Here is an 11970-nt window from a genome sequence, read left to right as displayed (position 1 = left end):
GGGGATTTTATGAAGATTACCACACAGGCCATCGCCGATCTTGCAGGTGTATCCCGGGCAACCGTGGACAAAGTCATCCACAACCGCCCCGGCGTCAGCGACGCTGTACGCGAAAAGATCAAGGCAATCATTATCGAGACCAATTATCAGCCCGTTCACCTCAGAAAATACATGCGGGAAGAAAAGAAACAGATACGAATTGCAGTTATTATTCCGGAACTGCAGGATGATTTTATGAATTCTCTTAAAGCAGGCATGGATACCAGTTATCTGGAATTCCAGCCTTACGGGCTTCATGTAGATTATTATCACTGTGCCAACTACGAGCCGCAGCAGCTGATTGCTATTCTGAAACATTTTAAGGAACTCCCCATAGACGGCATTGCACTGCGGGGGCTTCGGAATAAACATATCACCGAACTCATATCCGACTTTGCCGATATGAACATTCCTGTTTTTACTTATGATGCTGACCTTCCCAACAGCCGGCGCGTCAGCTTTATCGGTGAAGACCTGTACCGGACCGGACAGATTTCTGCTTCCCTGCTGTGTAAATCCATCGGATATGAAGGGGAAATCGCGCTGCTTACCGGCTCCATGAACGTCAATTCATGCATACAGAGGATCGAGGGCTTTACTGCATATCTGAAGGAGCATGCCCCTGCAGTGCGCATTGTTGCGATTGAAGAAACTTTGAGCCAGCATGTGATTACTTATCAGAAAACCGCTGCCATACTGAAGTCTTATCCAAACCTGAAAGGTATGTGGAACTGCGTTTGTTTCTCGGAAGATATGGCACAGGCAGTCATCGACGCCGGAAAACAGAAAAAAGTAAAACTGGTTTCTCTGATCTTTGCACCTAAGGTCATGCACTATGTGAAAGAAGGTGTTATCGATTACACCATCGGATTAACGCCCTATAAGCTTGGAAAAATCGTGATCAAATCTCTTTATGAATACCTGATATCTAATATTGCGCCGCCTCCCGTCAATATCAGGACACCAATTTATATCGGAACCGATGCCAATATTGATATGTTTGAAAATGAGCACTTAAAGGATTTTTAATTACAAAAACAGCAGCTTTCTCTTTAATAATTACTGAGAAATCTGCTGTTCATTTTGCACCTCCGGTTTACCGGCTCCGTATCACATTCTGCTGGCGGTCGATCATGCGCCCGAGTTCATCAAGATCCCTGCTGATCAGCTCATGCGTCAGGTACTCCGGTGCAATGTACTGAACCAAATCCAGCACACCCGGATCATAAAATGCCTGATGCTGATCCATCTGAAAAACATGAGCAAACACCTGACACCATCGATCCCAGTAGGTTTCCGCGAGAGCGGGTTCTTTCCCCCGTATTTCTTCCACGTATTCTCCCGAAAGGGAGGCGTTGAGATGCACTCCGCGGATATAGGGAAGAATATCTTCCTGCATCTTCAGAATCCGGAAAATGTACTGCACAGCCTCCTCCTGCGTGCGCAGACCCGTATTGCAGTTCATCAGATGCCCGGTATCCAGCATCAGTCCCTTCTTTTCATACCTTACGCCTTCCAGCAGGCGTTTTACCATATCCGGACGCTGATAATTCAGACCCGGCCACCAGAGATTTTCCATCAGAAATTCATAGGAAGGCTCTCTGTCTTCCATCAGCATATTGATCAGATCACAGGAGGCATCGATCACCTCTTCGTCCGTATAGGCAAACCTCCGGTGGTATGACTGCGGAATCGTAATCTCTGATACGTGGAAGACTACATATTTTGCCCCCAGCTCAGATGCCAGATTCAGTTCCCGGTTCAGTTTCCTGATGATTGCCTCCCGCGATATGCCGCCGTAGTATTCTTCCACGGTCTTCATATCACCGAACTCTGCCAGCAGTCCGTGCTCATTTCCGGCCCACAGATCCATCCAGTTATTCCAGAAGGACAGATGGATCCCCTGCACCAGCTCTCCATCCAGCCACCCTTTCGCCGGGTCCTGGTATATCTGAAGTTCAATCCCGGAACAGCCATGCGCCTCCGCGAACTGTCTCATCTGCTCAGCTCCGCCGAAACGCGCAAGTTCATCGTCTACGTTGGTAAAATTAAATGAGTGTATCATAAACTCCCTCTCTGCCTGTCATCACAACGCAAAAAGCGGCCGCTATGACTTTTAAAAATCACAGGCGGCCGCCCTTTTATTGTTTTACGTCTTTACTTTTCACTTCCGTACAGAGTTGTCAGCTTCTTGAGATAATCATATCTTTCTTTTGCTTCTTCCTCTGATTTCGCAAACAGTTTTGCTGCTTTTTCCGGATTTGCACGTTTCAGTGAATTATAACGCACCTCTCCGTCCAGGAAGTCCTGATAGCTTTCTGTCGGCTCTTTGGAATCCAGGATAAATGCGTCTTTACCTTCCGCCTTAAGTGCCGGATTGAAACGGAAGTTATGCCAGTAGCCGGATTTCACTGCCAGCTCTTCTTCTGTCTGAGCTTTGCTCATCCCCTTCTTAATACCATGGTTGATACATGGAGCATAGGCGATGATCAGGGATGGTCCCGGGTATGCTTCTGCTTCTGCGATCGCTTTTACAGTCTGATTGAAGTCTGCTCCCATGGAGATCTGTGCTACATATACATAGCCATAGCTCATTGCAATGCTCGCCATATCTTTTTTCTTCACGTCTTTACCGCCGGCAGCAAACTGTGCAATCGCACCTGTCGGAGTGGATTTCGATGCCTGTCCGCCGGTATTTGAGTATACTTCTGTGTCAAATACCATGACGTTGATATCTTTGCCGCTTGCCAGAACATGGTCAACACCGCCGAATCCGATATCATAAGCCCATCCGTCACCGCCGAAGATCCACTGAGATTTCTTAGCCATGAAATCTTTCTTCTTCAGCAGTTCTTTTGAGGTATCACATCCGCATGCTTCCAGGGCAGCGATCAGTTTGTCTGTAGCCGCTCCGTTGGCTGCACCGCAGCTGTATGTCTCCAGCCATTCTTTTCCGGCTGCTTTCACATCTTCGTTCTGTCCGTTCTCAACGATATCCTCAATCTTTGTCCTGATGCCTTCACGGATCGCATTCTGTGCCAGCAGCATACCGTATCCAAACTCAGCATTATCTTCAAACAGAGAGTTTGACCATGCCGGGCCTTTTCCTGCCGCATTTACCGTGTAAGGTGTGGACGGTGAAGAGTTACCCCAGATTGATGAACATCCGGTCGCGTTTGCGATGTACATTCTGTCACCAAACAGCTGTGTGATCAGTTTTGCATACGGTGTCTCACCACATCCCGCACAGGCTCCGGAGAACTCAAGCAGAGGAGTCTTAAACTGGCTTCCCTTGACAGTAGCCTCTTTAAATTTCGCAATTACATCTTCTTTTTCCGGAAGTGTTACTGTGTAATCGAAGTATTTCTGTACTCCCGCATTTGCTTCCATATTTTCCATGGCAAGTGCCTTCGCACCTTTTTTGCCCGGGCATACATTCACACAGGAACCGCATCCTGTACAGTCCAGAGCAGAGACTGACATCGTAAAGCTGTATCCGTCCATACCGGTAAGAGGCAGTGTCTGGATTCCTTCCGGAGCATTTGCAACTTCTTCTGCCGTCATGGCAGCCGGACGGATAACTGCGTGCGGACATACATAAGCACAGCGGTTACACTGAATACAGTTTTCCGGATTCCACATCGGGATATCAACTGCGATACCACGTTTTTCATACGCCGAAGAACCGGAAGGGGTCGTACCATCCACATAGTCCTTAAATGCGGATACAGGCAGAGAGTTACCTTCCTGAGCATTTACTTTCGCCTGGATATTGTTAACGAAATCGACGACGTCTTTTCTTCCGCCTTCTGCGTGTGTCATGGCAAGTCCTTCGTCAGCTGCATTCTTCCAGCTTTCCGGAACCTGGATCTCTACCACCTGTTTTGCGCCGGCGTCGATCGCATCGTAGTTCATCTGTACGATTGCGTCACCTTTTCTTCCGTAAGTAGCTTTTGCAGCTGCTTTCATCAGGCTGATCGCCTCTTCTTCCGGAATGATGTTCGCAAGTTTAAAGAACGCTGACTGAAGCACCGTGTTGATACGTCCGCCAAGTCCGATCTCTTTACCGATCTTGATACCGTCGATCACGTAGAACTTGATATTATGGTTCGCCATATAGCTCTTAACCTGTCCTGGCAGATGCTTCTCAATTCCTTCCATATCCCATGGACAGTTCAGAAGGAACGTACCGCCGTCAACCAGTTCCTGAACCATATTGTATTTATCAATATAAGACGGATTGTGACATGCAACAAAGTTTGCCTGTCTGATCAGGTATGTAGACTTGATCGCCTTTTTACCAAAACGCAGATGGGACATCGTAACACCGCCGGATTTCTTTGAATCATAGTCAAAGTATGCCTGTGCGTACATATCTGTGTTATCACCGATGATCTTGATGGAGTTTTTATTTGCGCCTACCGTACCGTCTGCACCGAGTCCCCAGAACTTACAGTTGATCGTTCCTTCCGGAGTGGTGACAAGCGGAGCGCCCAGTTTCAGCGACAGGTTTGTCACATCATCTTCGATACCGATTGTAAATATTTTCTTTTCTGTATTTTCAAATACTGCAACGATCTGTGCAGGAGTCGTATCTTTGGAACCGAGTCCGTAACGTCCGGACAGTATCGGTACTGCGTCGAATTTCGATCCTTTCAGTGCTGCAACAACATCCAGATAAAGCGGCTCGCCAAGTGCACCCGGCTCTTTTGTTCTGTCAAGAACAGAGATCTGTTTTACAGAATCCGGAATCGCATCGATCAGCGCCTGTGCGCTAAACGGTCTGTAAAGACGTACTTTTACGACACCGACTTTTTTGCCTGCTGCCAGCATATAGTCAATCGTCTCTTCGATCGTATCGCAGGCAGATCCCATTGCAACGATCACGTGTTCAGCATCAGCCGCACCGTAGTAGTTGAACAGTTTATAGTCTGTACCGATCTTTTCATTTACTTTATCCATGTATTCCTGTACGATCGCCGGAAGGGCATCGTAATACGGATTACATGCTTCTCTTGCCTGGAAGAAAATGTCAGGGTTCTGCGCAGAACCTCTCTGACATGGATGATTTGGATTCAGCGCATTCATGCGGAATGCGTCGATCGCATCCATATCTACCATATCTTTCAGATCCTCATAATCCCATGTCTCAATTTTCTGAATCTCATGGGAGGTACGGAAACCGTCGAAGAAGTTAATAAACGGAACTTTCCCCTTCAGTGCCGCACAGTGTGCAACCGGAGTCAGGTCCATAACTTCCTGTACGCTGGACTCGCAAAGCATTGCACAGCCTGTCTGACGGCACGCGTATACATCGGAATGATCTCCGAAAATAGACAGTGCATGGCTTGCAAGCGCACGAGCGGATACGTTAAACACACCCGGAAGCTGCTCGCCTGCAATTTTATAAAGGTTCGGAATCATCAGCAGTAATCCCTGTGATGCCGTATATGTAGTCGTCAGGGCACCTGCCGCCAGAGAGCCGTGTACTGCACCTGCCGCGCCTGCTTCAGACTGCATTTCTGTAACCTGTACTTCCTGTCCGAAAATGTTCTTTCTTCCCTGGGTTGCCCATTCGTCTGTCGCTTCAGCCATAACAGATGATGGTGTGATCGGGTAAATTGCTGCCACGTCGGAATACGCATAGGATGCATGAGCGGCTGCATGATTACCATCCATGGTTTTCATCTTTCTTGCCATTGCTTATATTTCCTCCTTATTTGGTATGAACAGACTGTAATTGCCTGCCATAGTCACTTTGTGCTTTATTATACCACCAAATATTCGCAATGTCCATTTGCTTGGGCAATTTATTCGTCATGTTTCCTGAAAAAAACAAACCTCACTTTGTATTCTTATTCAATATGCCTCTGCCCTCCGGCTGTTCCCGGAATCCCGCCTGATACAGCCCTTTTCTCAGCAGCCCTGACACAGCGTATGCGCCCGCCACCGACAGGAGGTCCTTGACCAGATACGGGGCACTGACCAGCAGAAAAGACTCCGGTATCCCCTGCTTCATGAGAAATGCGAACCAGAATACCCCTAAGATATGGCAGACGGCAAGACCCGCCAGTCCGACTGCCGCGCAGGCTGTTTTCTTTCTGTACAGCAATGCGGCTCCGCACAGAGCTGCCAGTCCGAGAAAACCGATAATAAATCCTCCCGTAGGTCCCAGCAGCACGCCAAACCCGCCCTTCATCCCGGAAAAAACGGGTACCCCGGAAAGCCCCAGAATGATATAGAGCAGAATGACCATAACGCCCCGCTTCGTTCCCAGTACATATCCCGAGAGTGCGACGACAAACGTCTGAAGCGTAAACGGTACACCTGACGGCGCCGGTATCTGCAGCACAGACAGCACTGCAAGGATCGCCGTAAACATTCCGATCATGATCATATCTCTCGTCGACAATATCTTTTTTTTCATTGATTGTACACTCCTTTTATTTGTTAACTATTTTATATTATCAGTTTACAATCAACTTGTCAACTTACCATCTATGTAGGTTTACATTTTATTCAGTTCTTCTTTAAAGGTACGAATATATGTTTTCACCGTGTCCGTATCGTATTGACTCTCTTCCAGAAGCCTGATAAAATGCGAACCGACGATTGCCCCGTCGATCGTGTCCGCAACCATCTTCACATCGGATGCTTCCCGAATCCCGAATCCCATCATCACCGGAATCCAGGATACGCGTTTCACTTCTTTTAAGTACGCTGCGACTTCCGAATAAAACGCTGCTTCCTGGCCAGTCACTCCCATTGACGAAACGCAGTACACGAACCCCCGCGCCTCTTCCAGAATCATGGGAATCCTCTGCCTGGACAGCGGTGATACGAGCTGGATAATCACCGGAGCTCCTTCCACCTTCATCAGTGCACTTTTCAGCGGTTCCTGTTCCTCATACGGAAGATCCGGGATGATCAGGCCGTCCACCCCGATTTGGGCACACCGTCCGGCAAACTTCTCCAGTCCGTAATGCAGGATGGTATTATAATACATCATAAATACGATCGGTACGCCAAGCCCTTCCTCACGTGCCTCACCGACAGCCTGAAATACCGAGTTCAGGTTCGTCCCTTTCAGAATCGATCTGTACGAAGCCTCCTGAATCACCGGACCGTCTGCGACAGGGTCGGAAAACGGAATGCCCAGTTCGATAATATCAACGCCGGCCTCTTCCTGCGCCCGCATGATATCTTTCATCCCCTGCATATCAGGGAGGCCCGCCGTCATATATGTGATAAACGCTTTCTCGCCTTTTTCGTTCAGTCTCTGTAAATGGTTTTCTATTCTGTTCATCGCTGACCTCCTCAGTATAAATAATCTTTTCCTTCCAGATAATCCGAAATCGTGTGGACATCCTTATCTCCCCGCCCTGACAGACACACGATGATGCTTTCATCCTTCGACATGTTCTTTGACACCTTACATACATGGGCAAGCGCGTGTGCGCTCTCGATCGCCGGAATGATCCCCTCCAGCCTGCACAGCTCCATCAGCGCATCCATCGCCTCCTGGTCGGTCACAGACACATATTCCACTCTTTTCGTATCTTTGAGATATGCATGCTCAGGACCGACACCCGGATAATCAAGGCCTGCAGAAATAGAATGTGCAAGCTGCACGTTCCCATTCTCATCCTGAAGAAGATACGACAGCATCCCATGCAGCGTCCCGGGCTTCCCCAGCGCCATCGCACTCGCATGCTTGCCCGTCTCGATACCGAGTCCCGCTGCTTCCACCCCGATCAGTTTCACTTCCGGATCTTCGAGAAATTCGGCGAACATGCCGATGGAGTTGGATCCCCCTCCGACACATGCTATAACCACATCCGGGAGTTTGCCTTCTTTTTCCAGAAACTGCCGTCTGGCCTCACGGCTGATGACACTCTGAAATGTTTTCACCATCCTCGGATACGGGTGCGGTCCGACCGCTGATCCGATCACATAAAAGGTATCTTCTGCCAGTCTGGCCCAGCTGCGGATCGCCTCATTCGTAGCATCTTTGAGTGTATTGCTCCCGGACGTCACACTGACCACTCTGGCACCCAGCATTTCCATGCGAAGCACATTCAATTTCTGGCGTTCGATATCCTCCGCCCCCATATAAACCGTGCACTCCATGCCGAACAGCGCCGCACCGGTAGCAGTCGCCACACCATGCTGACCCGCTCCCGTCTCAGCGATCACCTTCGTCTTTCCCATACGTCTTGCGAGGAGGATCTGGCCGATCACATTGTTGATCTTGTGTGCTCCCGTATGGTTCAGATCTTCCCGCTTCAGGTATATTCTGGGTCCGTATTTTTCTGTCAGACGCTGCGCAAAATACAGCGGTGTCTCTCTCCCCACATACTCTTTCAGATAATACTCATATTCTCTCAGAAATGCCGGATCACCGATCGCCTCCTCAAACGCCTGCTCAAGTTCCGCAAGCGTATTCATCAATGTCTCAGATACAAACTGTCCACCGTATTGTCCGTAATATTTATCCATTCTCCCGTACCCTTTCCACAAATTTCCTGATCTTATCTTCGTCTTTTCCTTCTCCGCTTTTTCGTTCTACGTAAGAACTGACATCCACAATGTCCGGAGCCATCACTCTGATCCCCTCTCTGACATTGTCTGCGGTAAGTCCGCCTGCGAGCACCAGTTTTTTCCCGTCTCTGTCAAAGCTTTTCATGTCATTCCATTCAAACTTCTCACCGCTCCCGGCTACCGCCCCATCCAGTACATAGGCGATAATCTTATCGCTGCGCTCCGGCTGCACCTCATCCGAACCCCCGACATTATACGCACGAAATACGGGGAGACTTGTCGCGCTCAGAACATCCCGGCCAAGTTCGCCGTGCACCTGAAGGATATCATACCCCATGTGCTCGATCATCTGTACCTGCTCTCTGGTCGGCGATTCACAGACCGCAACCTTCTGGATCTGACTGCCGAGGGAGGCTGCCAGTTTCCAGGCATTTTCCATCGTATTATTCCTCCTGCTCTTTTCACAGAACATCACCACGCCGGCATACTCCGCTTTATATTTCAACACCAGCCGCACATCTTTCATCGTTGTCAGTCCGCATATTTTAATTTCCGGTATCTTCATGTGTCAGCAAACAACTCCTTCCATCTTCTTCCCAGCTCCTTCGGACGCTCAGACTCCATGAAAGCCCTCCCGATCAGCAATGCATCCACCCGGCAGTCCTTCAGATACAGAATATCCGACTCGCCCGTCACTCCGCTCTCTGAGACCAGGATTCTGTCCCGCGGCACCATATCTGTCAGTCGTTTTGTCGTCTCCAGCCGGATCGTAAAGTCTTTCAGATCCCTGTTATTAACACCCAGTATTCTGGCACCCAGATTCAGAGCTCTCTGCATTTCATGTTCATCGTGAACTTCCAGCAGAACATCAAGCGCGAGGCTTTCCGCCAGTTCATACAGCTCTCTCATGGTCTCATCATCCAGTATCGCAGCGATCAGCAGTACGGCGTCCGCACCGATGACTTTCGCCTCATATACCTGATACGGTTCAATGATAAAGTCTTTCCGGATCATCGGCAGTTCACTCATCGATCTGACCTTCTGAAAAATCTCTGCACTGCCGTGAAAAAAATCCTCCTCCGTCAGACAGGAGATCGCATCCATCGCATCATTATACTGATCGATCCTATCCAGCAGTTCAATCTTATGATCGATGACCCCCATACTCGGAGAAGCCTTCTTAAACTCCCCGATGATGGAAAGTCCCGGTTTGGCGAGTGCCTGGTAAAAGAGATGTCCGTTTCGCTCTCCCTCATCCGCCAGCTTATACGCCGTCCGCCGCATTGTTTCCTCATCCGTTTCCCGCTTATGTTGTTTTAGCCGCTGCCGCTTCGCAGCTATAATTTCATCCAGTATCATCAGATCACCCCATTAACAAAATTTTCAATCAGCCGTTTTCCATGTTCCGTATAAATTGATTCCGGGTGGAACTGCAGACCCACCACAGGATGTTCTCTGTGCTTCATCGCCATGACTTCCCCGTCTTCTGTCTCAGCCAGTATCTTCAGACAGTCCGGAAGATCTTCTCTCTGCACCGCAAGCGAGTGATACCGCGCCACTCTGACCGGTGAGTTGATTCCGGTAAAGATGCTGCTCCCGTCATGCGTGACCAGAGACTGCTTTCCATGAAACAGCTTTTTGGCATAGGAGACCGTCCCGCCGAGTGCCTCACCAATGCACTGATGTCCCAGGCAGATACCGAGGATCGGTTTCCTGCCCGTATATTCTCTGACCACGTCCATACAGATTCCCGCCTCTTTCGGGTTCTTGGGCCCCGGCGAAAGAACGATTTTCGCGGGATCCGCAGACGCGATTTCCTGCATAGTGATTTTATCATTTCTGACAACTTTAATATCCGGCGTAAAGATTCCCATATACTGATACAGATTATACGTAAATGAGTCATAATTATCAATCAGCAGTATCATAGATGTTCCTCCTTAACCAATGTCTTTGCGAGTGCCATCACCTTATTACAGCATTCCGTATACTCTGATTCCGCAACAGAATCCGCCACGATCCCTGCCCCCGCCTGAAGATATACTTTTTTCCCCTTTTTTATCATCGTCCGGATCGTAATACAGAAATCCATATTTCCGTTAAAATCAATGTAACCGACAGCACCTCCGTATAGACCGCGCCGGAAATCTTCCAGCTCATCGATGATCTCCATCGCCCGGATCTTAGGCGCACCGCTCAAAGTACCTGCCGGAAGGAACGAAGCCGTCAGATCAAGCGGATGGTATGTTCCGTTTTTCCTGCCTTCAACCAGTGAAACCATATGCATCACATGTGAATAGTTCTGCACTTCCATAAACTGGGTCACCTTTACGGTTCCGAACTGGGAGATCCGTCCCATATCATTTCTTGCCAGATCCACCAGCATCACATGCTCCGCCTTTTCCTTCTCATCTGAGAGCAGGTCTTTTTTCAGCCGCTCATCCTCAGCCTTATCTCTTCCTCTGGGACGCGTACCGGCAATCGGACAGGTATACACCCTGTTATCCGTCTGCTTTACCAGCATCTCCGGAGAACTCCCGATGATCTCAAATTCACCAAAATTAAAATAGTACAGATACGGGGACGGGTTCAGGATGCGCAGTTCTTTATAGAGATCCAGTCCGCTCCGCTTCGTCTCGATCGTCCACCGCTGTGAAAGCACCGTCTGAAAGATATGTCCCTCGCGAATGTATTCTTTGATCTTTTCTACTTTTTCAGAATACTGTTCCCGTGTATCCGATTTTTCTTTCAGAATTCCGCCGTGGTCATACGTGCACGGCGCCTCCTTCATCTTCGCTCTTGCATCCGCTACGAGCTGCTCTGCTTCGCGTTCTCCCTCTGCGCGTCCCCTGTCCGTATCCTCTCTCAGGCAGACCCCTGTCAGAGTTTCCGCCACATGGTCAATCACAATATATTTCGTAGTCACCATGAACTGTACGGTCTCAATCCCGATCTCATCCGGATTTTTATCCGGCAGATCTTCTGAGTATCTCACGAAGTCATACCCCAGCGCGCCCACAAATCCCCCGGTAAATGGCAGTTCTCCGTCATCCTTCGTGACCTGAAACTGATCATAATATGCCTTCAGAAGCTCCAGAGGATTTCCCTGCTGTGCCCTTACACTTCCGTCCCTGTATTCAATGACAATGCCGTTACTGTCCGAATGAATGATTTCTTCCGGATCCACCCCCATAAATGTATACCTGTCATAGTTTTTGTCATAGCTTTCAAGCAAAAACGCCTTTTTCCCTGCTGAAAGTCCCTCAAACAGCGCGACGCTGGATTCATTTACAATGCTGACTGTTTTTCTGTATGCTCTCAATACTCGTTTCATTCTTTACTTCCTCCTGTTTTTAACATTCGGTCCGGGGTGTTGCTGCGGGATGTCCC

At 48.9% G+C, this 11970-nt stretch carries 10 protein-coding genes; 1 reads left to right on the top strand and 9 read right to left on the bottom strand.

Annotated elements, in window-relative coordinates:
* Positions 1 to 9: 9 nt before the first annotated feature.
* Positions 10 to 1068: a LacI family DNA-binding transcriptional regulator gene (locus NQ502_RS16145; protein ID WP_028527366.1), complete on the top strand. Its 1059-nt coding sequence runs from the start codon at positions 10 to 12 to the stop codon at positions 1066 to 1068.
* Positions 1069 to 1135: 67 nt separating this feature from the next.
* On the opposite strand, the gene NQ502_RS16140 is transcribed toward NQ502_RS16145, so the two are convergent.
* The 9 genes from NQ502_RS16140 to trpE form a co-directional block, all read right to left on the bottom strand.
* Positions 1136 to 2104, bottom strand: a complete 969-nt coding sequence (locus NQ502_RS16140) for a TIM barrel protein (protein ID WP_049898010.1) — start codon at positions 2102 to 2104, stop codon at positions 1136 to 1138.
* Positions 2105 to 2196: 92 nt separating this feature from the next.
* A complete protein-coding gene (gene nifJ, locus NQ502_RS16135) occupies positions 2197 to 5739 on the bottom strand; it encodes a pyruvate:ferredoxin (flavodoxin) oxidoreductase (RefSeq protein WP_028527367.1) in 3543 nt (1180 codons plus the stop codon).
* Between the two features lie 142 nt (positions 5740 to 5881).
* Entirely contained in the window at positions 5882 to 6466 is a 585-nt protein-coding gene (locus NQ502_RS16130; protein ID WP_044982932.1) for a biotin transporter BioY, read from the bottom strand.
* 81 nt (positions 6467 to 6547) lie between these two features.
* Positions 6548 to 7345, bottom strand: coding sequence for a tryptophan synthase subunit alpha (trpA, locus tag NQ502_RS16125; protein WP_028527368.1), 798 nt, complete (start codon positions 7343 to 7345; stop codon positions 6548 to 6550).
* A gap of 11 nt (positions 7346 to 7356) precedes the next feature.
* Positions 7357 to 8538 carry a tryptophan synthase subunit beta gene (gene trpB, locus NQ502_RS16120; protein ID WP_028527369.1) on the bottom strand — a complete coding sequence of 394 codons (1182 nt, stop codon included), beginning with the start codon at positions 8536 to 8538 and terminating at the stop codon, positions 7357 to 7359.
* On the bottom strand, positions 8531 to 9145 hold the full coding sequence (locus NQ502_RS16115) for a phosphoribosylanthranilate isomerase (protein ID WP_028527370.1): 615 nt from the start codon (positions 9143 to 9145) through the stop codon (positions 8531 to 8533). The genes trpB and NQ502_RS16115 overlap by 8 nt, the downstream gene beginning before the upstream one ends.
* Positions 9142 to 9939: an indole-3-glycerol phosphate synthase TrpC gene (gene trpC / locus NQ502_RS16110; protein ID WP_028527371.1), complete on the bottom strand. Its 798-nt coding sequence runs from the start codon at positions 9937 to 9939 to the stop codon at positions 9142 to 9144. Before trpC ends, NQ502_RS16115 begins: the two co-directional genes overlap by 4 nt.
* The gene (locus NQ502_RS16105; protein WP_028527372.1) at positions 9939 to 10508 is read right to left on the bottom strand and encodes an anthranilate synthase component II; all 570 of its coding nucleotides are present in this window, start codon (positions 10506 to 10508) and stop codon (positions 9939 to 9941) included. Before NQ502_RS16105 ends, trpC begins: the two co-directional genes overlap by 1 nt.
* Positions 10505 to 11914 (bottom strand): anthranilate synthase component I, encoded by a 1410-nt coding sequence (gene trpE, locus NQ502_RS16100; protein ID WP_028527373.1) that lies wholly within the window; start codon positions 11912 to 11914, stop codon positions 10505 to 10507. The genes NQ502_RS16105 and trpE overlap by 4 nt, the downstream gene beginning before the upstream one ends.
* Positions 11915 to 11970 lie beyond the last annotated feature (56 nt).

This window comes from Ruminococcus gauvreauii (assembly GCF_025151995.1).
Classification (GTDB): Bacteria; Bacillota; Clostridia; order Lachnospirales; family Lachnospiraceae; genus Ruminococcus_G; species Ruminococcus_G gauvreauii.
The sequence above is the reverse complement of the archived record's forward strand: the minus strand, read 5'-3'. Positions and strand labels throughout refer to the sequence as shown.